This window comes from Erythrobacter donghaensis, from assembly GCF_001557325.1.
Taxonomy (GTDB): Bacteria; Pseudomonadota; Alphaproteobacteria; order Sphingomonadales; family Sphingomonadaceae; genus Erythrobacter; species Erythrobacter donghaensis_B.
This window is the reverse complement of record NZ_LSJS01000272.1, coordinates 1-24,262: the sequence shown is the minus strand read 5'-3', so window position 1 is coordinate 24,262 and position 24,262 is coordinate 1. Positions and strand designations below refer to the sequence as shown.

19 protein-coding genes are annotated in these 24,262 nt (G+C 62.3%); 12 read left to right on the top strand and 7 right to left on the bottom strand.

What is annotated here, in order from left to right:
• Position 1 precedes the first annotated feature (1 nt).
• The 7 genes from AX692_RS15735 to AX692_RS15705 all read left to right on the top strand — a co-directional run bounded on the left by AX692_RS15735 (position 2) and on the right by AX692_RS15705 (position 6,721).
• A complete protein-coding gene (locus AX692_RS15735) occupies positions 2-331 on the top strand; it encodes a DUF736 domain-containing protein (RefSeq protein ID WP_066652310.1) in 330 nt (109 codons plus the stop codon).
• A 3-nt stretch (positions 332-334) separates the two neighbouring features.
• Entirely contained in the window at positions 335-1,036 is a 702-nt protein-coding gene (locus tag AX692_RS15730; RefSeq protein WP_066652311.1) for a lytic transglycosylase domain-containing protein, read from the top strand.
• Between the two features lie 247 nt (positions 1,037-1,283).
• The gene (locus AX692_RS15725; protein ID WP_066652312.1) at positions 1,284-3,029 is read left to right on the top strand and encodes a relaxase/mobilization nuclease domain-containing protein; all 1,746 of its coding nucleotides are present in this window, start codon (positions 1,284-1,286) and stop codon (positions 3,027-3,029) included.
• 79 nt (positions 3,030-3,108) lie between these two features.
• On the top strand, positions 3,109-3,546 hold the full coding sequence (locus tag AX692_RS15720) for an antitoxin Xre-like helix-turn-helix domain-containing protein (RefSeq protein ID WP_066652314.1): 438 nt from the start codon (positions 3,109-3,111) through the stop codon (positions 3,544-3,546).
• Positions 3,533-4,234 (top strand): RES family NAD+ phosphorylase, encoded by a 702-nt coding sequence (locus AX692_RS15715; RefSeq protein WP_066684758.1) that lies wholly within the window; start codon positions 3,533-3,535, stop codon positions 4,232-4,234. Before AX692_RS15720 ends, AX692_RS15715 begins: the two co-directional genes overlap by 14 nt.
• A gap of 112 nt (positions 4,235-4,346) precedes the next feature.
• Positions 4,347-6,335, top strand: a complete 1,989-nt coding sequence (locus tag AX692_RS15710; protein ID WP_066652318.1) for a conjugal transfer protein TraG — start codon at positions 4,347-4,349, stop codon at positions 6,333-6,335.
• Positions 6,332-6,721, top strand: a complete 390-nt coding sequence (locus tag AX692_RS15705) for a CopG family transcriptional regulator (protein WP_066531904.1) — start codon at positions 6,332-6,334, stop codon at positions 6,719-6,721. Before AX692_RS15710 ends, AX692_RS15705 begins: the two co-directional genes overlap by 4 nt.
• A gap of 69 nt (positions 6,722-6,790) precedes the next feature.
• On the opposite strand, the gene AX692_RS15700 is transcribed toward AX692_RS15705, so the two are convergent.
• Complete coding sequence (locus AX692_RS15700) at positions 6,791-10,933, bottom strand: Eco57I restriction-modification methylase domain-containing protein (RefSeq protein ID WP_155645039.1); 4,143 nt, start codon at positions 10,931-10,933, stop codon at positions 6,791-6,793.
• Positions 10,934-11,270: 337 nt separating this feature from the next.
• Here AX692_RS15700 and AX692_RS15695 point away from each other — a divergent pair, with 337 nt between their 5' ends.
• Positions 11,271-15,272 (top strand): hypothetical protein, encoded by a 4,002-nt coding sequence (locus AX692_RS15695; protein WP_155645040.1) that lies wholly within the window; start codon positions 11,271-11,273, stop codon positions 15,270-15,272.
• 33 nt (positions 15,273-15,305) lie between these two features.
• On the opposite strand, the gene AX692_RS15690 is transcribed toward AX692_RS15695, so the two are convergent.
• From AX692_RS15690 to AX692_RS15680, 3 genes are all read right to left on the bottom strand, one after another.
• Complete coding sequence (locus tag AX692_RS15690) at positions 15,306-16,640, bottom strand: hypothetical protein (RefSeq protein ID WP_066652337.1); 1,335 nt, start codon at positions 16,638-16,640, stop codon at positions 15,306-15,308.
• A 90-nt stretch (positions 16,641-16,730) separates the two neighbouring features.
• A complete protein-coding gene (locus tag AX692_RS15685) occupies positions 16,731-17,564 on the bottom strand; it encodes a nucleotidyl transferase AbiEii/AbiGii toxin family protein (protein ID WP_066684750.1) in 834 nt (277 codons plus the stop codon).
• Entirely contained in the window at positions 17,564-18,394 is an 831-nt protein-coding gene (locus tag AX692_RS15680; protein ID WP_066653400.1) for a type IV toxin-antitoxin system AbiEi family antitoxin domain-containing protein, read from the bottom strand. The genes AX692_RS15685 and AX692_RS15680 overlap by 1 nt, the downstream gene beginning before the upstream one ends.
• Before the next feature lie 192 nt (positions 18,395-18,586).
• On the opposite strand from AX692_RS15680, the gene AX692_RS15675 reads away from it, so the two are divergent.
• Positions 18,587-19,570, top strand: coding sequence for a restriction endonuclease (locus AX692_RS15675; protein WP_066653397.1), 984 nt, complete (start codon positions 18,587-18,589; stop codon positions 19,568-19,570).
• Here the strand turns inward: AX692_RS15675 and AX692_RS15670 are convergent.
• A complete protein-coding gene (locus AX692_RS15670) occupies positions 19,567-20,988 on the bottom strand; it encodes a hypothetical protein (protein WP_066653394.1) in 1,422 nt (473 codons plus the stop codon). The two genes, AX692_RS15675 and AX692_RS15670, sit on opposite strands and share 4 nt — an antisense overlap.
• Positions 20,979-21,830, bottom strand: a complete 852-nt coding sequence (locus AX692_RS15665; RefSeq protein WP_155645041.1) for a hypothetical protein — start codon at positions 21,828-21,830, stop codon at positions 20,979-20,981. The genes AX692_RS15670 and AX692_RS15665 overlap by 10 nt, the downstream gene beginning before the upstream one ends.
• Positions 21,831-21,899: 69 nt before the next feature.
• On the opposite strand from AX692_RS15665, the gene AX692_RS15660 reads away from it, so the two are divergent.
• From AX692_RS15660 to AX692_RS15655, 3 genes are read left to right on the top strand one after another with little or no spacing between them, the layout of a single operon-like run.
• On the top strand, positions 21,900-22,709 hold the full coding sequence (locus tag AX692_RS15660; protein ID WP_230959458.1) for a helix-turn-helix domain-containing protein: 810 nt from the start codon (positions 21,900-21,902) through the stop codon (positions 22,707-22,709).
• Positions 22,709-22,840: a hypothetical protein gene (locus AX692_RS20705; protein WP_269135512.1), complete on the top strand. Its 132-nt coding sequence runs from the start codon at positions 22,709-22,711 to the stop codon at positions 22,838-22,840. Before AX692_RS15660 ends, AX692_RS20705 begins: the two co-directional genes overlap by 1 nt.
• A gap of 47 nt (positions 22,841-22,887) precedes the next feature.
• Complete coding sequence (locus AX692_RS15655) at positions 22,888-24,081, top strand: phospholipase D family protein (protein WP_066653387.1); 1,194 nt, start codon at positions 22,888-22,890, stop codon at positions 24,079-24,081.
• 7 nt (positions 24,082-24,088) lie between these two features.
• Here the strand turns inward: AX692_RS15655 and AX692_RS20700 are convergent, their stop codons facing one another.
• On the bottom strand, positions 24,089-24,217 hold the full coding sequence (locus AX692_RS20700; RefSeq protein ID WP_269135513.1) for a hypothetical protein: 129 nt from the start codon (positions 24,215-24,217) through the stop codon (positions 24,089-24,091).
• Positions 24,218-24,262 lie beyond the last annotated feature (45 nt).

Genomic DNA, 24,262 nt, shown 5'->3' with positions numbered 1-24,262 from the left:
CATGCGTATCGGAACTTTTCGTGCCGCCGGCGGCGGCTACAGCGGTCAACTGCGGACGCTGTCGCTGAGCATTGAGCTGTCACTCGTCCCGGCAGACCCATCGGACAGTGAGAACGCTCCGGACTTCCGTGTGGTTGCTGGCGAAGATGCGGACGCTCGCGAAATCGGCGCAGGCTGGAAGCATGTCGGGGAGAAGGCAGGCGACTATGTCAGCTTGCAGATCGATGATCCTGCGTTTTTGCAGCCGCTGCGGGCCAACCTTTTCAAGGGCGATGACAACGGCCATGTTCTGGTTTGGTCGCGTCCCGCGCGGCGCGAAAAGGCCAGCTGAGCCATGCAGCTCCGCCGCCTCAGCTTCGCCGCATTGGCTGCGCTCGCTTTGTTCGGTGCCGCGCCTGCCTTTGGGCAGGACGCTGCCGACCCGACAGCGCCGCGCACCGTCGACATTGCAGCGTACGTTGCTGAGGCATCGCTGCGTTTCGGCATCCCGGAACAATGGATCTATGCGGTCATGCGGGCCGAGAGCGCTGGCCGGATCGGCGCGGTGTCGTCGGCCGGAGCGATGGGTCTGATGCAGCTCATGCCTGGAACCTGGGCGCGTCAGCGCGCCCGGTTCGGTCTCGGCAGCGACCCGTTCGACCCGCGCGACAACATCTTGGCTGGGACCAGCTATCTTCGCGAAATGTATGACAGTTACGGTGCTTATGGCATGCTCGCCGCCTATAATGCAGGACCCGGGCGCTATCAGGAGTGGCGCGATCGCGGTCGCCCGCTTCCCGCAGAAACCCGCGCTTATGTCGCAAAGATCGCACCGATGCTGCAATCGGACAACACGGCCACTGTCGTCGCCAGCATGTCGCCTGTGCCGCAAGTGCGCATTGCGTGGACGCAAAGCGGGCTGTTCACGGCGCGAACTGCCGCGACCGAGGCACCGCCGAACGCGGACATGAGCGAAGAAACGGCGGCTGCGCCACCTGCTTCGCTGCGTCCGCATGGCGGGCTGTTCGTCCCTGTCTCGGGGAACCGCGACCAGTGACGGGCCACCTCCCTTTCTGGCGCGTCATGGCGTGGACTAGCGCAATATTGTGCGGAAGCGGGGTTGCAGGAAAGGATGGGTCAGGAGGATGGCAAGATGAAAGCGGAGCCAGCCGCCGAGGTGTGGGGCCGCAGAATTGCGGGATTTTCACAGCCAGCCGCCCTGCCCCATGGCTGGCTCCAGTCTCGATAATTGTCGCAATTCCGCCGTTCAACGAGCCAGCCGCTGTATCGCATCGCTTGACCTCATGAGTGATGACGATCTGGAAATCAGGCCTGGGCGCATCCGAGATCGCAGTTCTGGCCAAGGCAAAGCGCGCACACTCAAAGCCCAACTGCGGGCACTTGCCAACCGGTCAGGCTGCGGCGGCCGGGCGGGTGGTTCCGCATCGCGGCGCAGCACAGGTCGCCTTGCCCGAGGCCGCATCGCAAGCCTGCAGGCAAGCTCCCGCGCAAGTCAGCGCCGTGTGATCGTCAAGGCAAGGATCGTGCGGCATCGCGGGGCGCGCTTCACTGCCGCGCCGCTGGCAAAGCACTTGACCTATCTCAAGCGCGATGGCGTGACCCGCGACGGGAAGGATGCGGCGCTGTTCGGCAGCGGCGACGAAACCGTCGACGGCGGAGCCTTCGCCGAGCGCTGCGCCGATGACCGCCACCATTTCCGCTTCATTGTCTCGCCCGAAGACACGGCCGAACTGGCCGATGTGCGAAGCTTCACCCGCGACCTGCTGACCCGGATGGAAAAGGATCTTGGCACAGGTCTCGACTGGGTCGCCGTTGACCATTGGAACACCGACAATCCCCACATCCACATTCTGGTACGCGGCAAGGCCGACGACGACCGCGACCTGGTTATCGACCGCAGCTACATCAGCGAGGGCATGCGGGCTCGCGCCGCGCAGCTGGTGACCATGGAATTGGGCGCACGGACCGAGCAGGACATTGATCGAAGCTTGGCCCGCGAGGTGCAGGCCGATCGCTGGACCGGTCTTGATCGCCAGCTGCAAACGCTTGGCGACGGCCTCGGCGGCGTGGTTGATCTGCGCCCCGATCCGCAGCGGATCGCCAACCCGGCCAACCAGCATCTCATCGGCCGCGCCACAAAACTCGAACGCATGGGCCTGGCAGAGAAAATTGCGCCTGGCTGCTGGCGGATAAAGCCAGCACTCGAGCAGACCTTGCGGGAGCTTGGCACCAGAGGTGATATCATCAAGACGATGCACCGCGCCATGACCGGGCACGGCCTTGCTGCTGAAGCGGGTCGATTTGCCGTTCATGATGAAAGGGCGAGCGAGCCTGTCATCGGGCGACTAGTCGAGCGTGGCCTGCACAATGAGTTGACCGGTCAGGCCTATGCCGTAGTCGACGGCGTGGATGGCCGGGTCCATCATTGCAAATTCTCCGACATCGACATGACCGGTGATGCTGCCACGGGTGCAATTGTCGAGCTCCGCTCCTGGACTGACCGGCGCGGCCGCGAGCAATCCTCGCTCCTGACACATTCCGACTGCGATCTTGCTAGCCAGGAGCGCAGCCGCGGAGCCACCTGGCTCGACAAGCAATTGATTGCATCGGAGCCGCTGCCGCTCGGTCCAGGCTTTGGCAGCGAAGTCGAAGCAGCGAAAACGCGCCGGCTCGATTATCTGGAAAGCGAGGGTCTTGCCCAGCGGCGCGGTGACCGCTTCGCCCTGTCCCGCAATCTGCTTGGCACCTTGCGCGAGCGCGACCTTGCCGACGCTGGTGCAGCACTTTCGCGTGAACATGGCTTGCCACACCGCCAAAGCCGATCATCCGGTGAGATGTCAGGCGTCTATCGCCAACGCATCCAACTCGCTTCGGGCCGCTTTGCGATGATCGACGATGGCCTTGGGTTTTCGCTGGTCCCTTGGTCAAAGCAACTCGATCGGCATCTCGGGCAATATGTGAGCGGCCAGCCTCGGTCTGGTGGTGGCATCGAATGGACACTGGGCCGAAGCAGGTCGATCGAGATATGATGTGGCAGGCTGAGCAGTATCGGCCCAATCTTGACAATCGCACCATCTGATGCGTATATTCGCGTCAGGAGAAACGATCATGGCAAGCGCAGCAATCACCCATCATGCGGCCCCGGCAGCAGCAGGCCTGCAGACCTTTTCGAGCGACGGCGACCGCAAGCGACTGACCGGCGCGGCCGTCAAGGCCGTGTTGCGGCTCGTCGATGCCTGGGGTGGCAGCAATGCCGAAGGTGCCGCACTGCTCGGCGTATCCGAGAGCACATGGGACCGGATCAAAGCGGGCAAATGGGATGGCACCCTGAGCCAAGACCAGCTGACCCGTGCCTCTGCCTTGATCGGTGTGTTCAAGGGGCTGCATCTGCTGTTTGCCGACGCGATGGCCGACCGCTGGCCGCGTCTACCCAACCGGGCGCCAGTGTTCGGCGCAAAGTCGCCAGTCGAGGCGATGATCGAAGGCGGCATTCCCCGCATGCTCGAGACCCGGCAGTATATCGACGCGCTGCGTGGCGGGCTCTGAACCGCACTACGCGCTGCCGCTGGTGCGTGAGGCGTTCCCGCGCACCATCAGGCTGGTCGCGAGCGCGCGGCTGCGCGAAGCCGTGCTCGCACCGCTGGTCGACGATTCCGAAGAGTTGGCGCTACTCGCCGAGATTGAGGGCGCGACCAGCGGGCGGTTGATTGCCGAGGAACGCGGGCTCGGTGCGCTCAGCCCCGAAGAACTGGTTCATGGCGTGCCGCATGCGCGCTTCATCAATGCCAGCTTCGCCTATGCCAAACCGCGCGAGCCGATGCGCTTCAACCCTGCAGACCGCGGCGCATGGTACGCAGCCCTCGCGGTCGAAACCTGCATTGCGGAAGTCGGGCATCACCTGACTAAGGCACTCGCTGACGCAGGCGACTTCAACGCGGTCGTCGAATATGGCGAAATGCTGGCGAGCATGGCTGGCGTGTTCGTTGACCTGCGCGAGGAAGCGGATCATCCCGCGCTCGATGCCGACCCCGCGACCGGTTATGCTGCTGGCAATATCCTTGCCGCGCAGGCACGCGTCGAGGGCCACAACGGCATCATCTACCCCTCGGTCCGCCACGCAGGCGGCACCTGCATTGCTGCGCTCTGGCCCAACGTTGTGCAGTCGGTGGTGCAAGGCGCGATGGTTCGGCTGACTTGGTCGGGCACGCCGGACTATACGTGGGAACCGATCTAGCAATCTGCGCCAACCTGTCCGTTTCTGCGCCAAGGCCTGCACAACTCAACTCCCCGCTTGCCAACTTCTCCGAAGCTCACCGACGTAAGCGTGAACGATGCGGAGTTTCGCAATGTCAGCTTCCAAAATCCTTTGGGGTCAAATCCTCGCGGTGCTGATCATCATTGTTGCGGGCGTCTGGTCCGCAACCCAATGGACAGCCTCGGCGCTTGGCTTCCAGCCAGAGCTCGGCGTGCCTTGGTTCCACATGTTCGGCCATCCGGTCTATCGCCCCTATGACCTGTTCTGGTGGTGGTTCTCGTTCGACGCATACGCTCCAAAGATTTTCGATACCGGGGGGATGATCGCCACCTCGGGCGGGTTCGCTGCAATTGTGGTTGCCATCGCGATGTCCGTTTGGCGCGGCCGCGAGAACCGCAATGCCAACACTTATGGCACTGCCCGGTGGGCCACCCGCGATGACATCCGCAAGGCCGGATTATTGGCCGACACCGGGGTGGTGCTCGGACAATTTCAGAACAACTACCTTCGCCATGACGGGGCTGAACATGTCCTGTGCTTTGCTCCAACACGCTCTGGCAAAGGCGTCGGCCTAGTGATCCCGACCCTGCTGACCTGGTCGGGCTCGGCGATCGTGCATGATATCAAGGGCGAGAACTGGGATGTCACTGCCGGTTTTCGCAGCACGTTCAGCCGCACCCTGCGTTTCGATCCCACCAGTCTTGAGTCGTCCGCTTACAACCCGCTACTTGAAGTGCGCCGCGGCCTCAATGAGGTGCGCGACGTGCAGAACATCGCTGATATCTTAGTCGACCCGGAGGGCAGTCTCGAGAAGCGCAACCACTGGGAAAAGACCAGCCACGCCCTGCTGGTTGGCGCTATCCTTCATGTGCTTTACGCCGGTGCCGACAAGTCGCTCGCTGGCGTCGCGGCTTTCCTCTCCAATCCCGAAGAAACCATTGAGAACACGCTCTATGCGATGATGGACACCACGCATCTCGGCGAAGCGGGCCCGCACCCGGTCGTTGCCAGCGCCGCGCGCGAGTTGCTCAACAAGTCTGACAACGAGAGATCCGGCGTGCTGTCGACCGCAATGTCCTTTCTGGGCCTCTATCGCGATCCGGTCATCGCCAAGGTCACCAGCCATTCGGATTGGCGGATCGCCGATCTCGTCAGCGGCCGACCGACGTCGCTCTATCTGGTCGTGCCGCCGTCCGACATCAGCCGGACCAAGCCACTGATCCGCCTGATCCTCAACCAGATCGGCCGCCGCCTCACCGAAGAATTCGATCCTGCGACCAAGCGCCAGCGCGTTCTGCTCATGCTGGATGAGTTCCCTGCCCTCGGCCGGCTCGATTTCTTCGAAAGCGCCCTCGCCTTCATGGCGGGCTACGGCCTCAAAGCTTTCCTGATTGCACAGTCCCTGAACCAGATTGAGCGCGCCTACGGGCAGAACAACGCCATCCTCGACAATTGCCATGTTCGCGTTGCCTTTGCGACCAACGATGAGCGCACGGCCAAGCGGGTCTCCGAAGCGCTGGGCACAACCACCGAACAGCGGTCGATGAAGAATTATGCCGGGCACCGGCTGTCACCCTGGCTTGGCCACTTGATGATCTCGCGCTCCGAAACGGCACGCGCTCTCCTCACGCCGGGCGAGATTCTGCAATTGCCGCAGACCGACGAGGTTGTACTCTTGTCAGGGGCGCCGCCGATCAAGGCGAAGAAGGCGCGTTACTATGCCGACCGACGGCTGCAGTCCCGTGTACTGCCCGCCCCCGAGGGCTGCGGCCAGCCCGCCGAAGCGCGTGCCACCGATGACTGGAGCGCTCTGCCCCCGATTGAGCCAGACCCCAAATCATCAGAAGACGGCGGCTGCAGGATCGATCCTGCCAATGGTGGCTTGCGGCGCGAACCTCACCTACCCGAACATGTCGAAGTGGTTGCGCGACCCAAATCTCCTGCAGCGGAATTCGACTTTGCCGAATCTGACGCCGCAGACGCTGACCAATCAGCCGCTGACAACGAGCGGATCCGGCGCACGATGGAACGCGGCGCACGGCAGGCCTCGCTCGACCTTGGAGACGGGATCGAACTGTGAAGCTGAAGCGCACTTTCCGGCTGCCACCCGATGTGATCGACCAACTTGCCGAATTCGCAATGCGCAGGCGCGTCGGCCAGCCCGATGTGGTGGAGGCCGCTCTGCGGTCATTCATGTCGCCCGACAATCCTGAGCAGCTCGAAGCAGCGCTCAGCCGCCGCCTTGACCGCATCGACCGGCGGCTTGGACAACTCGATCAGCAGACCGAGATCACCACCGAGGCCCTGGCCTTGTTCGTACGGTTCTGGCTTACAGCCAATCCGCCACTGCCGGATAGTGGCCTTGCCGCAGCGCAAGCGCAGGGCAAGGAGCGCTATGAGGGATTTGTCGAGGCACTCGCGCGCCGATTGGAGGGACGGTCCCGGTTGGGCGATTTTCGACTCTAAAGCGACCACTCCCCCCGCTGATAATCGGGTCGTTCTGCCAGTCAGCTAAGTGTTGAAGCTGCCAAGCCGTCAATCAAGAGGAGGCGGAAGGGGCATACGCGGCGGGGCGGTGCGCCACATCAGCGCGACTTCGTCTTCCGTCAGGCCGTAGGCACGTTCAACCATGGCCGCGAGGGCGCGTTCGTGGGCGAGCAGTTCGCCTCGCGCGGTGCGTGCGGGTTCGGCGGTTTCGGCAAAGGCATCACGGAGCTGGCGCAGCTGGGTGGGCGTCAGCGACTGGCGGCGCGGCAAAGCGGCACGGACAGCGGCAATGAAGCCATCGCTGTCGAGAAGGCTGGCTTGGCGGAGGGCGGTATTGACCTGCACATTTGAAAACTCGATCTGAAGCCAATCGGCCAATGACGATTCCGCACGATTTATCGCATCCTGCGATTGCTTTGCCAGAGCTACCAATTCCGCGACACGATCTCGCTGATCATCAGCCAGCGGTGGAATTGGGAAGTTCCTCACGTACGGAATGTCGAGTGCCAACGCCTCGTCCTTCTTGTGCGGGAACTTCTTGAACATGAAGTACCAACCGGTTGGGGCATTCATGCAAACCTGTAGCCAAAGGTCCGTGGTCGGCAATATCAGCGCCGAGTCATTCAGGAGATTGTCGCCATTATCGGCACAGATTTGCGCGTAGAACGCAATGCGCCGGATGAGTATTTTGGGCTCGTTGAACCGCTCATGATAATCGACGGAGTCTTGAATTTCATACCATTTGTAGGTCCCTGCTTTCCTTCCCGGCCATTCCGCCCCCTTTGTCGGAGGCACCCAGTTCTCCGGCTTGGGTTCCAGCTGAGTGCGGTAGCGTTGCAGATGCCTCAGGACGCTGGGGTATTGTTCAATGTCGACTCCACGCCGAGCAAAGATCATCCACAGCCCTGCCCATTCGGGCGACCAGCGGCCAATATCCTGCCCACGCAGGTAGGGCTTGATGATCTCCGATGCCGCCGGATGGTCGCGGACCAGTTGGTCACGCGTCGCAGTGTCGATCAGGAAGGCTTCGTTGAAGCCGGTCTTGATCCCGTAAAGCGGGCTGACCCCGGCATATTCGGACAGCGGCACGCCGCGCTCGCGGATTTTGCGCAGCAGCGCGGCGACATCCGGCGGCTCCAGCACCCAGGGCTCTGCTGTCAGGTCTGATCGCGCTGCCCGGTAGGTCGCGGCATCCACCGCCAGCGCCAGCCCTTCACGCGGAACCTCGTCACGCGGGATAACGGCCAGATCGAACTCTTGGGGCACGTCCTCGCCGAGCGGCTTGCGCACGCTGATGACGCAGGGGAAAACATCTGCATCAGGAAACAGATGCTTGGCATGGCCGAAATCGGCGAGGAATTCGATCCAGACATCTTCGGCAAACAGTCGCCGCAGTTCCTCGGCATAGCCGGTCTTCAGCCATTTATTGGTAACGACATAGCCCATACGCCCGCCGGGCCGCAGCAGCTTGATCCCCTGTTCATAGAAATAGACATAGAGGTCGGCCGTGCCAGCATAGGTCGAAAAGCTCTTGGCGAGCGCGGGTTTGATCGCGCTGATTTCTTCCTGCCGGACATAGGGCGGATTGCCGATGACGGCATCGAAGCCGCCGGTGCGAGCGTTCGATGAAAGCTCTGCCCAGACACCGGGAAAAGCGATTTCCCAGTTGAAGAAATTTTGCTGCGCCACATGGCCCAGCGCATCGCCAATGATCCCGCTGGCCATTGTGCGGCGGCGATCATCGGGCCTGACTTCGGGCATCAGGCTGGCCTGTGCCCCGTCATCGCTATCGCCGTCCATGATCGCCAGATCGCCGCTGGCGATACGGCTCGGGTCGCCGAAGCTGCCTTCGAACACCAGCTTCAATGCTTCGGCCTGATCGAACTTGCGCTCGGCCTCTGCGGCACGGGTGGCGGCGCGGTCGATCCGTTCGATTTCCTTGGCCTTGGCAGCTTTTTCCTTGTCAGTCTTTTCAGGCATGGCGGCGATGCGTTTATCGCCATCGGCGCGGATTGCTGCTGCTGTCTCGCGCGGACGCTTTACGTTGGTTTCCAGCACGCCCATCAGCTCGTCCGCTTTGACCAGCGACAGCAGGGCATTCAGCGGGCGGCTCGATTCCGCGACGGTGCCGAAGAGCTGCTTTGATTGGTGCACTTCGGTCAGGTCGGTATCGGTCAGCCCCTCAATGGTTTCCATATGCCGCACGACATTGGCCAGCGGGGCAAGATGATTGTTGGCGATCAGCGATCCGCGCGCCTGCAACCAATCCATTGTTGGGCGCACCCATCCGCCCAGCACAGAATTGCCGCAGCGCAGATGGTGATCGAGGAAAGACAGCGGTGCGCCGACTGTGAAGCTGTGTAGCCAGAGCGAGACCTTGGCCAGCTCAACGGCCATGCGGTTGAGATCCACGCCGTGGATGCAGCGTTTGAGCACCATGCGCCGGACGATGTGGCGGTCCTCGAGCTGGTCCTCGACAATCGGCCAGCCATGGTCGCGCGCGTTGGCTAGGATGGCTTCACGCAGGCCAGCAATGTTTTGAACCAGCGGCGACGCATAGCTATCGCCCGCAATTTCCTCGGCGTCCCCAATCGCGGTGAGCACTTTGTCCGAGAGCCAATCGACCAGGCTGACCAGAAAATGCCCGCTACCCATTGCGGGATCAACAATCCGCAAAGAGAGCAGCGCCATCGCTGGATCATGCTGGGCGAGTTCCGCGCCTTTCAGCCCTTGTCCGTGGGCCGCCTCAAATGCTGCCCGTTTTTCCGCAACTACCGGGCCGACCGTTTTCTCAATAATCAGCGAAACCAGTGGCTCGGGTGTGTAATACGACCCGGAACGATGGCGGGCCTGATTGTCGGCTCGCGGCTTGACGCTGCGGGCCTCAAGATCTGGCTCCACGCCATATTCGAGGATGGATTCATAGATTGAGCCCAGCTGCTGCACCGAAAGATCGCGATAGTTGATGTAACGCAGTCTCCCGTCCTCGCGGCGGTGCGACAGTGCCAATATGACTTCAGCCAACACGGTGTCGGGCAAGCGGATACGCGAGAGCAGCGGAGATTCCGCTGCATCGAATAGGCCACCATTATAGGGCGGGATGCCAAGGCTGTCGTCGCCCTCGGCAATAGCCCCGAAGATCGTTTCGAGCCGCGACCAGTAGGCGTGGCTCCGCTCCAGGGGCTTGCGACCCTCATTATCCAGTTGCTCGATTTCCTGCCGCAGCCGGGTGAGACAATAAGGCGAATAGGGGCCAGTCTCATCGGGCAGAAGATTGCGGTCTTCGGCATAGAGAATGAACAACAGCCGGTAGAGAAGGAACAGCGCGGAGGAGCGTACTTCCTCTGCATAGGTCGCATTGATCTCGGCAGGCCGATTGGGGTCGGCCAAGGGGATCGCTGCGATCAACTTGGGAAACACGTTCGAGAAGACGGTTTCGGCGAGATCCTTTCGGACACGCTCTTCCCAGCGTTTCGTTTCATCAAGCGCGATTAGATGGAAGCTGCGGCCTTGCTCGGTCGGCAGGAACGCCTCACGCCCGAACGCTAGAACGAACAGGCGAAAGGCGTGTTCGGGGGACATGCCGACGTCAAAAAGTTCGGGTGTGCAACCAGGCAAACCGAACAGCTTGCCAAGGTCGATCTCGAAAAAATCTTCGGCAACCGAAAGCGCGTTTTGATAATACAGCCGCCAATTTCGCCCGTTGGTCAAAATGCCCCATGGCATCCGGCCTTCGGTAACCACGCTGGCACGCTGCAGGTAGTGCATGATTTGGGTGGACGGGACACCTTGATCGCCCGTGCCTTGCCGATCGAGCGGTCGCCCCCAGCGCTTGGCCTCCACTAGCGCCGAGCCATGGCGGAACCGCTGCCACGGCTCCAGCCCACTAGCGGTGGCATCGGCATCTGCATCGGGAAACAGCAGCGCATCCGGCACATCTTTGCGCCCGCGGACGGTAAGATTTTGCTGAACCGAAATATGATCCCAGCCCAGCAGCCCAAGTAACGGGTAAATCAACTTCTGCTCGGTATCGGCCTCGGTGGGATTTTTGCGCTTCAGAAGTTCGTCGAGCAAATGGCGTGATTGCGCCCACAATTGCGTAATTCGGGCATCATCCAGCGCCAGCCACTGCGGCGTCGCCGTGATCCCTTCCGTCAGCCAATCTGTTGTGAATAAAGCACCTTGATGCAAACGCCGCCTCCCGTCAGCCCGAGCTAGCCAGTTTTGACGGAGGAATGAAGCGATTCCTTGGCGGGGAGCCCTAGGCGTAGATTCGCATCGCGCTGCGATGCCTAGCGAATTGTTATTGTTAGACGACATCTCGTATGATTGGCGCTATGCAAAATGGGATTGGAGACATTGACGGCAGGCGCCAAAATTTTGGAGATTGGGCAGTTATGACCTGCGGCCTGACAGCAGCCGTTCGTCCAGGGTGGCAATTCTAGCCGTTCTCAATTTGTGAGAAAATTTATGTCGACGGTCGAGTCTAGGATCGCCGCAGCTGAGCCGGTTCGTGTAGAGCGCTACGATGAATGTCTTTGGATCTGGCCCGCGCCTCGACGCGCCTCAGGGGGATAAAGCCCGCCAAGCGGTCGCTTCTCTGCGCGGCTACGGATATCAACTCTACACTTCGGGTCTTGCCTGGCTGGGTTTGGCCGACGGCGAGCTACTCTACCTGGAAGTCGCGGAAGACTATGCCATCGCGAGCCGCGAAGCGCTAATTGGCACGCAGGTAAAGGCCACTAGCGGTAGCATTACGCTCCAGTCCGCTGATGTGTACACAGCGATCGATGCCTATGTCGATCTCGTCGCACGTAATCCCGGACGCATTGTTTCGCTCCATTATCTGACGACGGCGGCAATCGGCCTCGAGCGTCGCAAGGACCAACGCATCGCCGGCGAATCCGCGCTGCGATATTGGCGCCAAGCGGCGGCTGGCGCCGATATCGCGCCGTTGCGCACGGTGCTCGAAGACCTCAATCTGAAACCTGCGACCAAGACATATATTGCCTCGCTGTCCGACGCGGCGCTGCGTCGCGAGTTCCTCGCCCGCATCCATTGGTCGTGCGGTGCCCCTGGCCTGGATGACGTCCGTGCCGACCTCGGTGCGGGCCTGATCGAATTTGTCGCGTCGACCCGTCGACTGTCGAGCCAGGTTGGTAAGGCGGTGTTACCGGCGGTCGTCGAGCGGCTGCTCATGACCGCAGTATCCGATGGTCCCCGCCAATTGCGCCGGGCCGATTTGCTCGCCTTGATCGACGAGACGGCGATGGTGGCTGTGCCCGTCGATCAGCTAGCGACGGCATTCCAGGGGCCGGCGGGGACCGGTGCGTTCTCGCGTCCGTCGCTGTTGGTCCCCTCCGCCGAGCTGCCGCTGCCCACGATCCTCGCGCCGCGTGCGCCGCTGGTGATGGCGCTCGATGAGACCCGGCGCGCTGCTGGACTTGTCTTTGCGACCGGTGCGACGGGTCTGGGTAAATCGCTCCTCGCGCGCCTCGTCGCTGCGCCAACCGATAGCCAATGGGCAATCGTCGATTTCCGCAATCTCAGCCCGGCAGATACATCCGCGCGGTTGCAACTCCTGCTCGGTGAATTGGCGGCATCGTCGGCGACGAGCATCATTCTCGACGATCTGAACGAGATCGACGATCCCGCGATCCGCGATCTGCTGCTTCGCGTGATGGCCGGTCTGCGACGTCGCGATGCAACGGCGATCATAACGAGTTACCGCGCGCCGACCGCCGCTACGCTGCACCAATTGTCGCCCGCTCCGACGCCAGTGGTCGAAATTCCGTATCTGAGCGAGGAGGAAGTGGCCGACCTCGTCGCGTTCACAGGGGGCGACGCCAAATTTGCCGGTCCCGTCTATCGCGCCACGTCTCGCGGACATCCGCAGTTGACCATGGCGGCCCTCCTGCATCTTTCGGCGGCGAATTGGTCGCGCGCGTCGCTGGCGGCGGTGCTTGGTGGCGAGCTGCACACCGAGCTTGGCGCAGAGCGACGTGCCGTACGCCAACGGCTCGTCGCGGCGATGCCCGCCGAAGCACAGCTGCTGCTGTTTCGCGCCAGCATGATCGAGGGTAGTTTCAACCGCGGACTGGCGATGGCACTCGGCAGCCTATCGCCACCGGTGTCGCTTGCCGGTCTTGTACTCGACCGCCTTGTCGGGCCGTGGATTGAGCCGATGCGCCGCGACAGGCTGCGCGTATCGCCGCTGCTCGAAGGCGCGGCGCAGGATGTCTTCAGCATCGACGAGTGCCGGGCGATCCATCACTGCATCGCCGACACGAAGATGCGCAGCGGCGATCTCTCGGTGTTCGATGCCGGAATGGTGTTGCACCATGCGCTTTGCAGCGAGGACGGTACGCTCGTGGCCGCCTTCGCTCACAGTGTGGTCACCTGCAACTCCGAAATGCTCGACATCATCGCCCCGTTCGTCGGCGAGTTGCAATCGTTTCCGAGCGATGTTCCGATTTTCCCTCAGGATCTCGCGGCGTCGGCGATGCTGCGGCTTGCCCAGCTTCTCGCGCTGTTGCCCTACGGTTCGGTGTCGGCGGCGCAGCAATGTTGGGCTGCCCTCGAGCGGGAGCGCGGCGACGTTAAGGGCGAAATCCTGTTCGAAGGTCTGGCCCTCTCGAAACTGCTGCTGCATCCGCGCGCCGGAGAATTGTTCCCCGACTGGATCGAACTGCTCCTGCGCTTCGACAAGCTTACTGCAACTGACCCGCGTCTCGCCACGGCCGGCGGTAATTTTCAATCGAAGGCGGTCGGCAACCCCCATGTCAGCGGCGTCCTGCTCGCCGGCCAGATGCGCAATATCCGCACGGTCGCGGGATTTCGGAGCCTTATCGAACGGCTCGACCGTGAGGAGCCCGCGCTGCGCGATCGGTTCCTCTCGTCTTTTCAGCCAGGTCGCGGCGACCTCTTGATCCTCGTCAATCATGGCTGGCTCAAGGAATCGAAGACAGAAGGATTCGATTGGGAAGCTGCCGCCAGCGACTACGCCGCTTGCGCGGACATCGCTATAGGTTGGCCAAACCCGGGTCTGGCCGCGCGCTGTGCGATCGCCCAGGCGGTCTGCCTCGACGAAAACGGCAACGACGCCGAGCGGGCGCTCGCCTGCCTGTCCGATGCCGAGACGCGGTTCGGATTCGACATAGCTCTCGTCCGGGCGCGCGCCAAGATACATTGGCGCCGGCGCGATCATGCCGAGGCTCTGCCCCTGCTGACCGCCGCGGCGGAACAGGGCGGCCAAGATCCGATCGAGCGCGCCTATATCGCCCGCGAAGCCGGCATCAGCGCCGCAGAGCTCGGCGATTGGGCGGCGGCCCAGAACTGGTTCGACCGCGCCCAGACGATCGCGTCGACCCTTACGCTGCCCGCGGTGCGGGCGATGGCGGTTGGGCTGCTCGCCGACACCGCGCATGCAGCATGCCGCGCCGGACATCCGGATGTCGCGATCGTGAAGCTGCGTGACGCGCTGGTCAGCTTGCCGAGCCTCGATCCCGAGGGGACGCTGCACGAAGCCCATTGCCACCGGGTCGTGCGCCACGCGATGCTATGGGTGTTCAAGGAGCTGACCGGCCGCCTGTCCGGTGCGGACCAGGAGGTTCCGTATTCCCCTGGATGCGCGAGCAATCCGGACCCGCTGGAGGCGATCCGGTCGCATCCCGTGATCGCGCTCGACCTTGCCTTCTACTTTCTCGCCGAAGCCGATGAGGCGCTCGCCGAGCCGACCGGCTTCTATCGCGAGTTTCGAGACTATCTGACCGACGGGCCGATCTTGTCGTCGGAGATTACGCTCGCCATCGCGCAGGACCGCAACGCGATCGGTGCGCACGACACCGACGATTTCGTATCGCGGATCAGGCGTCACGCGACGATGTCCGAGATCGTGGGATCAGGCGGCGGCCGCGATTTAGGCGAAGACCTCAAGAATCCCGCGCGCGGCATGATTCCGCTCGCGGTGATTGACGGTGATGCCAGCGCGGAGATTCTGCGCGGGGCGGAGGATTATCTGCTGAGCTTTGCGATCGCAACCGCGATCGCCGGCGACTTTGCCGCTGTCGACACCGTGATCGCAGCCGGCTTGGCGGCGCCCGAGCTCGTCGCCTTACATCCGCTCCTCGAACGTATGGCCGGCCGCGCCACCGGATTGACCACCGATCGCGAGGGAGCTGCCATTGCGGTCAACGCGCTCCGCCAGGATCTCACCGCGCGGCCTGCCGAATTCTGCTGGGCAGCGATTTGGCTGCTCCTCCATGCCCGTATCTCAAAGCTGCGCGACGGAGTCGCCGACCCGTTCATTACATGGCTCTTCGACGGCTGGACGACATTGGTGCAGGATTCGCGGTTCCGCTTGGCGATGCCAGCCATCAACGCGCCGCCGATCGAAGCGATTCTCGCGCAACCGGACCGAACATTGGCCGCGGCCGCGCGGTTGTTGCTGGCCGGCGCCCCCGCCGCTTCGACGAGCATCCCAGCAATGATCCGCACGCATATGGAAGAGCTGGCAGCCAGCAGCGTCTAGCGCGCGCCGCCGCCACGGAATGTCGTGCAGCTGTCAGTCGCCGAGCGTCACACTGGTATGCGAGATATAGGGCTGGAACGGCGGGAGCAACGACATGATGCTGCCGTCAGGTTGCAGAAATTCGTGGTTCACATCGGGAATGAGATCCGGGTCGAGCGGCACTCGCGCATTGGGATTGTGGAGAATGACAGCACCCTCGATCCACGTTTCCCGATAGTCAGGCGCGTACACTTCCTGGCGGAACTCTTTCGGTGCGGGACCATCGTCGTCGAGCTCACCACGCCGAAGGCCGGAACGCACCATCTTGACGCGCCGATCGCCGAACCCGGCGATATATCCCATCCGGTTGAACTTGGTGATCGTGCCCAACGGATTGAGCATGACCGCACTGACGTTTTCCGAGCCCGGCAAACCGAAGAAGTGGGAAAGCTCGCGATTTCGGCCATAGACATGCTCGTCGAGCCGCTCGATCCGGCGTTGCCCGTCAACGATCGAATGCCGGACCCCGAAGATATATTCGGTCGCCGGCATCACGATCCGGCTCATTGCGCCGGGCGCGTGGAAATCCTGGAGGGCGAGCACGAACGGAATATCGGCGACCCCCGGCAACGCCCAATAAGGTGGCTGGTGGTTGAGTTTACGGGTCAGCACCCGCGCGAGTTTTATCTGGACATAATTGTCGACGAACGCGCGGATCTCGCGCTCGGTCTTCGGTTGCGGAACCGTACCGCGCTGGGGCGGATTGACCGTGGTCGCCTCGACCGCCAGTTCGCCGCGCGGTCCTGCCAGCACGAAGTCCGGTACGGCGACATCGGCTTGACCCGCGTAGCCCAGCTCGGTGAAAGCGGCGAACAAATAGAGCTCCCAAATCCGTGGATCGAACGCCGTGGTCTGGAATTGCTGTACGAAGTTGCCGTCGGCATCCTCGTGAAACCTCATCATCGCTGCGATCAGCTCGCGAGCCGGTGAATAGCGGGCTTCTTCGGTCAGAATGCGAAAGGTCGGGTTCAGGCGGTCAACAGGCACGCGCGGCGCAAAGAAATCGACCGGGGCGCCGTGTTCGTCACCCTGATGATAGGCTTCGTCGGGAAGCGCCGCGTGGCGATCGATGGCTTCGCTCAGGCGCTCCCTGGCGGCCACGAACGTCGGAAGCGACACATCCTGATCGATCGCGCGGTAGCAAAGTCGCTGATCCCGCCCCAACACGATCCAGCCGAAGTCGCGGTCATATCTATCCCAGGTTATCAGCCCGAGCAGCCGTTCGTCCTCCGTCGAGAACCATGCGGCCTCCTGGATCAGCAAAACGATCTGCGGCAGGCGGGTGTAACCGGCCAAGGCTTCAAACCGCTGCTGGCTCAGTTCGATCAACGTCGTCCTTTCCTAAGAATACACATGCACTCAATTTGCTCCTTTAGGCTTATCTGCGGAAGACATGCACGAGATGGGCCGCAACGGCTGCTAGGGTAGCGCCGCCTCGCGAAGCGCCCGCATCACTTGCCGGAAGACTCCCTCGTATTCGGGCAGATCGCTCATCTGTTGCGACAGTCGATCCTTCCACAACCGTGCGAGACGGGCCTCCTTCGCCGCGATCGCATCAGCCAGCCCCTCGGGCTTGCGGCCGCGCAGTTCCAGCTTCGCCGTGAGTTCGCTGAGCAGTTCGCCCGGCCGGATGTCGTGTTCGTCGACGAGGTTCCACAAGTCGTAGAGATCGCGGGGTTCGGTGCGGGCCTTGTCCGACAGCGCCGCGAGCTTTTCGACGAAAATCTCCTCGAGGCTGTATGTGCGCACCGTCGGCCCCTCGGGCAGATCGGCAAATTCGTCAAAGGTGCGCAGGATCGGCCGGTCGACGAGACCGAAGCAGAACACCTCGTTGATCGTGATATCGACCTTGACGTCGCTCGCCGCCGGCAGCGGTCCTTTGTAATTGAGATATAAGGTGTGGGTGTTTTGATGGCCGTGCCGATCGGGCCGGTCGTAGGCCATGACGATGCCCGAGGCGGCCTGCATGTCGGCGAAGATCTCGGCGAACCCGGCGAGGATGGCATCGAGCTCGGTCGGCTCGATCAACGAGAAATCCAGATCCTCCGAGAATCGATAGTTTTCGAACCAGCAGCGCCGCAACGCCGTGCCGCCCTTGAACGCGAGCCGCTCACGCAACGGATGCCGGGCCAGCGCAGTTAGAAACCACGCCAGGCAATAGTCGCGCTCGATGACAGCTTCGGGGATGCGGCGCCCGCCCCCGGCTTGAAACAGTGCGTTCGCGATGCGGGAAATGTCGCGTTGCGGTATCATCAGCTGCTCCGGATCGCGTCTAGTTCATCGGGTTCGAGGTTGATGCGGATGCGCCAGCGCGCGAGCATCCTGCCTTCGGCTGGGAACAGCGGATCGAGGCGTTGATAGGTCGAGGTCAGCTTGGCGCGCAGCGGCTCCAGCGCTGGGGACTCGGCGAGGCCGTAGAATTCGAGCAGGTAGCCGAGGCGGCGAATGACGGCGCCGACATCAATCCGCACCGCATACTCGACAAGGCGGGGGATATGCAGCGTGTCGCGCTTCATCCAAAGCCCTTTGGCGACTTCGGTGATGCCCCCGACATATTGCGGATGGTTCAGACCGTCGATGATGGTTCGCTCGGGATCACTGACCCTGACCTGCTCCTCGTGCGTGATCCAATGATCCATGAGCCCGAAGAAGTTGGCTTGCTTGACGTGGATGAATTGGAATTCATAGCCGTGCAGTCGCTGGGGGCGCAATCGCTTGGCGACTGATGCCGTAATCGCAAGCTGGGGCTGCGTGACCATGCGATGCAGTTCAAGCGCACTGGCATGCGAGATGAAGTAGGGCGTGTCGCCGACCAGGCTTTTCGCGATCAGATAAGGGTCGCTGACATGCTCAGTGTCACGGCCGCGCTCGAACGGAACGAGGTTATAGAGCCCGGGCTTGAGGCGTGTAACGATCCCGCGCGCTTCGGTGTTAGCGACGAGGCTGCGGGCCGACGGAAGGCTCAGGCCGGTGATCTCTGTGACGTCCTCGAGCGAAAAGATGGTCTTGCGCCGCTCGTTCAGTTCGACGACGAGCTGCGCGGCGCGTGGACCCAGTGTCTTCGACTTATAGTTTGCGCGCATTTCGTCGCTCCAGATGCGATGTTACGAGCACTGGATATAACGACTATTATATTTATTGGCAAGAACGTAGCCCAAAGGGGCATAGAGTGCGCGCAAAATATAACGCTCTATGCCGCGCGCGGGGTGCGTCAACCACCCAATCCGCCTAGAATGGGGCCAATACCGACGCTCGCACAAACAGGACCGTGAAAGTTGGCCGAACCCGACGATACCGACCGCCTGATTCAGGACGTGCTCGCCGAGCTTGGCTGGGCGAGCGATGCGCGTCGGATTGCGGACAAGGTCCGCCAGCTCGACCGCGGCCTGCCTGCTGAGGACGAATTCATGGCGGTCTGCGCCTGGCTCGGCCAGACCCGGTTGATCCACAAGCTCGACCAGCACCAGTCGCCACCCGCGTCTCGAGAGACCTATCAGGTTCCCGACCTGCTCGCCGACTTTCAGTCATCAGGGCCAGTCCTGATCGAGGTAAAGGTGAAGCGGAGCCAGACGCTCTCGTTCACCCCAGAATATCTCGGCCGATTGAACGCCTATGCCGACCTGCTCGGCAAGCCACTGCTCATCGCCTGGAAATTTTACAGCGTCTGGATGCTGTTCGAGGTGCGGCATCTCCGAAAGGCGAGGAAAAACTTCAATATCCGTTTCGACCAGGCGATGCGGCAGAACCTGCTCGGTGTGCTTGCCGGCGACGTGTCCTACAAGATCGCGCCAGGTGCCGGGATCGTCTTGGAGTGCCTCAAGGAAGAATTGCTCGAAACCGAAACCAGCGGGGATACCACGACCGAGCAATGGCGCATGCGGATTGACCGCGTCCGGTTTACCGCCAGCGGCGGGCAGCCGCGTGACGATATCCACGAAGACGTCGCCACCTTGTTCACGACTTGGGATCTGGAAGAGCGGCAGACCTTCACTCCGACGCATATCCACATCGCCTTCCAGGCCGGCGAAGAGGGGATGATGTTCGGCCATATGGCGCTAGTCCAGCTCATCGCCTGGCGGCAGCAACCGGGAGAACAAATCAACTGGCGGCACGCAATCCGCCGAGACAAGGTGGTATCAAGCATCACCAATTTCACGGCTGCGCTCGATCGCGCGCTTGAACAGGACGTCGTGACGCTGATCCTCCATCAGCAGCCAGCAGAAGTGCCGCCGTTCCTGCGTCCCGCAGAAAGGGCCTAAGTCGGCTGCTCCGCTCCGCCCGCCCATCCGGGCAGCCTGCCGAGATCGTCGAGCTCCGCGCGCCGCAGCCCGTCGAAGACCTCCGGAAACAGTCGCGCGGCCCCCGCCCAGACGGGATGGCCGGACTTGACCTGCTCGGCCATCGCCGCGGCTTTGGCGAACGCTGTCTTCAATGACGCGCGATCGAGACGATCGCGCGCAGGTCCGGCCCGAAGCATGGTCTCGATCAATGACGCATAGGGTGCGAAAAACTGTGATGAGAGCTTGGCATTGAGCATCGCGACCAAGGCGCCCTCGCCGGTATAGCGCGTGACGTAGACGCGATCCTTGGCCGTCGCGGCGGTTCGGGCGATCGAGAAGAGGATCGCCGCCAGTTCCGCAAAATGCTGATCACCCCGCATGAATTGCGTCGACCAGCATTCGCGCTTCCACGGGCTGAGCGCTGGCACGAAACCCTTGATCGAATCCCAGGCGCGATGAAAGCAGGGTTCGCTGAACGGAAAGTCGAAGTCCGACGGCGGCGCTTCGCGAAATGCCTCCCACCATTTTTCCCGGCCGAGGCGGCAATATTCGAGCAGTCGGTCCGAGCGACGATCCTCGATGAAGACAGCGCGCCCGGTGCTGCGATCGAGGTCGTCGAGCGATGCCTGCCGTGGTTTGAGAAATCCGCCGCGATCGGTCTCGAGAAGGGCGGTCAGCACGAGCTTGCCCTGCGCGATCGATGCTGCGAGCGCCGCGTCGTCGAACAGGAAGACGTTGCCGCGCTGGAGCGTGATGACATCGTGAAAGCCTTGCGGCAGTTCTGGAGGAAGTTCGCGGAACACCCACAGCAGCGCCACGCCCTCGGCTTCATAATGAAGGTGACGCGCGATGATCTCGGGCGCGAAGGGTTTGGAGAGCTGTACTTCGATCGCGAATTTTCCGAGCCCGTCCAACTCGGCATAGACATCGGGAAAACGTCCCCGGGCCGCGATTGCGGGGCGCCGGTAGGTTTCTACGGTGACGAGCTGGCAGCGCGGGTCTTTGCCGAGCACTTCGGCAATCGTCTCGCACAGCCAGCGATGCAGCGCCGATTCCTGATGACCCTGATATTGCGCGGCGCGCGCGTCGTCGGGCTTCAGGTTGACGCCCTGATACCAGGGACAGTCGGTCGGACTCTCGGGATAGTGTGCGAAGACCGGTGCATGTTCGCCGTCGGCGAAATGCGCGCGAATGAAGATCGGCCCCTTGCACAAGCGGCACCGCGCGATTGGATGCGCGGGATCGGTCTGACGGCGGCGGGTTATCTCGCTGCGCAGATGATCCCATACCGACCGCGGCATCGCCATCAGCTGCTGGATCGACACCGCCCCGCGCGGCAGTTCAAAGTCAGCAATCTCGATCGTCCGCTGCATGGTGCGTCTGGGCGTCATCGCCATCCGCCTTTGCCGCAATTGGTATAGGCACCGATCGCCGATAGCACATATTTCGCCTCGAGATGGACGTCCTTGGGCATTTCGTCATGCGTCTTGAGTCCGTCGAAGAAGGTCGCGACCGCCGCCGTCTTCAAATCCATCACGTGGTTGACGAGCCGCTCTTGCCGAATCTCTTTGGCCTCGCCGTGACGGATCCAGCGTGTCAGGAAGATCACGACGCAAAGTGCGTAGCGGAACACAAACGTGTTAAGCGTGCATGGCGTCGTCTTGGGGTAGAAGCGCTGCTCGATGTTGAGCGATCGCAGCAACACTTTGTGGATGTCCATGCTGAGGTGGATGAGCTTGCGCTGCAACGCTTCCGAATAAGGAATCCGCTTGCGCAACCTGTCGAGCTCACCACGCTCGAAGATCGTCACGCAGCGCTCGAATAGGTTGAGGATGTTGCCGACCGACGCTTGCAGGTCGGCGACCTGCGCGCGCGACTGCTCCTCCATCAGCGCGAAGTGCGCATCGACGTGCTCGTCGTCGGGAACGTCAATCACGGTGCGGCAATATTCGCCGAATGACCCGGTCTGTTTCGGCTCGATGAGGCGGTTGACCAGCCCTTTGCTGTCACCTCGATCGCGATAGAGATCGAGCGTGCTGCGTAGGATGATGACCTGGCGCGGGTGCCGACACAGGATTTTGAGGAGCTGGCGCGCCTGGAACGCCGCCGCTTTCTTGTGCACCTCGACCAATGTCATCTCCGCGATCACCGCGTAATTGTCGGTCGAGCGGCCAAGAAACGCGGCCAAGTCATCATAGCCGAGATAGTTGGTATCAATGACGTGACGCTTCACCGCCACCGTGACGTCCTTATCGATCCGTTCGCCGGCGTGGGGTGGCTCCCGCATGGATTTTCGGACGGGGGTTGGGTGACCAAACTGACGTGCATATCACTCTCTAATTTACAGACAAACTGCATCATACTGACAGCCATGACCACGATCGATCCCTCAGCGACTTTTGTCCTCGACGGCGCCGCCATCGCCAATTTCGTGAAATTGCAGCGGATGTTCTTCCGCTGGAAGCAGCAAACGCTGGCATGCGAAGCCCGTGTCTCGCTCGCGACGGTGCAGCGCGTCGAGCGCGGCATCCGGGTGCGCCCAGCGCAGCTCCGCAAAATCGCCGTCGCGCTGCGCCAGCCCGAGGATGAATTCCTTCGTCCGCGTATGCGCCCCACGGCCGAAGAGGCCGCCGCCAATTTCGTGGAGATGTTCGCTTGGACCGAGGGCCGCGTACCGGTACCGGTGGCACCATTTCGGAGCGAACTACAGCTCAAGGCGATGCTCGCCACCCACAGCCTGCTTTTTCAATCCGATCTCGGGCCGGATGCCGCTGACGACCTCGCAGAATTGCGCGAATGGCTCGATCTCGCGTCCTTCGTCCAGGCCGAACGCCTCGGGCTGATCGGGCGCAAGCCCGAGCGCGACTTCCGAGTCAGGCCGCTGTGGCGCGACCTCCTCGCCTGTGTCGAGCGGATCGAGCGCACGCACGCGGCGGCGATCCTCACCGGCACCTATGACGCTGAACCGACCCACGGCGGTGAGCCGATCGCGATAGCGCTCCTCGCGGTGCGCTCGCGCCGCTCAAATCCCGCCGCAGGGACGATCCCGATCTTGTGGGCAGACGCTCGGGTCGACGAGCAGCAGATGCTTGCCGACTATTTCGCCGAGGACGACTGATGGCGAGCGAGCCCAGGCCGATCGACCGGTTCACCGGCGCGTTCGTCGAGGAACTCGGCAAATGGGCGGCGCGCGTGGTGATCGCCTTGGTGGTCGCGGCCACCAGTGGCTATATCCTGCTACCATCCTGATGGTATATCCAGGCATGACGCCGGGGGTTGAGGGAAAGAGGGGGCGGATGGCGGATTTTCGGTTGATCAGCGAGGCGTGGGAGCGCGAGCTCCTGGCGGCGCGACGCGCCCATCCTTCCGGTCTCCGGATCGTCTGCCCGTTCGTTAAGGCGACGGCGCTACAACGGATCGTCCGCGAGGGCACGGCCAAGAACATCGAACTGATCACGCGCTTCGATCTAAACTGCTTCGACCAGGGCGTCAGCGACATCGCGGCACTGCGCGCGGTGTTGGCGGCGGGCGGCAAGGTGCGCGGCGTGCGCGGGCTGCACGCGAAGCTCTATCTGTTCGGCAACGCCAGCGTGATCGCGACGAGCGCCAACGTCACCGAGGCGGCGATGCGGCGAAACCACGAATTCGGCTTCGCCGCCGGCGATCCCGCGATCGTCTCGACCTGCGGCGACTATTTCGAGCGGCTATGGAAGCTGGCCGGCGCCGATCTCACCCCGGTGAAGCTCAAGGAGTGGGAGAAAATCCTCGAAGCGCGGCGCGTCGCCAATCCGGGAAAGCCCAAGCAATCGCTCCCCGATTTCGGCGCGAAGGTTCCCGCCGACAGTCCGTTCGTCACGTCGACTGCGGCCACGCCCTCCTTTGCCAATCAGGCCTTTGTCAAATTCTCAGGAACGGGTGACAACAAGGCGAGCCGTGATCTCCGCACCGACGATGTCGTCGCGGAGTCGGGCGCTAATTGGGCGTTCACGTATCCCAGCGCAATCCATCCCCGGCAGGTCAAGGACGGCGACGTTCTGTATCTCGGGCGCCTCGTCCATAGCCCGGACGATCTGATGATCTTCGGCAAGGCAATCGGCCGCGAACATCGTGACGATGTCGATGTCGCCAGCAGGGCGGAGATCGCCCTGCGGCCGTGGAAGCAAAATTGGGCCAATTATGTGCGGGTGCACGATACTCGGTTCCTCGACGGGACGCTCGACGATGGCGTGTCGTTCCGCGCGATGATGGCGGCGATGAAATCGGACAGCTTCGCCTCGACGCAGCGAAACGCTGCGGCAGGCAGGGGCAATATCGATCCGATGATCGCCTATAACCGCAAACCGGGCATGGTGCTCACCGACCGATCGCGGGCGTGGATCGACGAACGCCTTGAAGACAAATTGCGGACCTTGGGCGAGCTCGACCTGTCGAAGAAGCGATTCGCGCCGCCCGGACTTCCCTTAGGCAAGCTCGGCTATCCCCAACACTGAGCGCCGATCAAGGAAAGGCGCAGTCGATCGCCCAGGCGCAGCCTTCGAGTACGATCATCGTCATTCCCGGCGTGTGGATGTCGGTGGTGCCGTGCGACAGGCCATTGCGCATCGCGACCAGCGACTGCGTATCCATCCGGTGAAGGCCGCACCCGTTTCAGTTAGCGGTCACTGGGTTTGA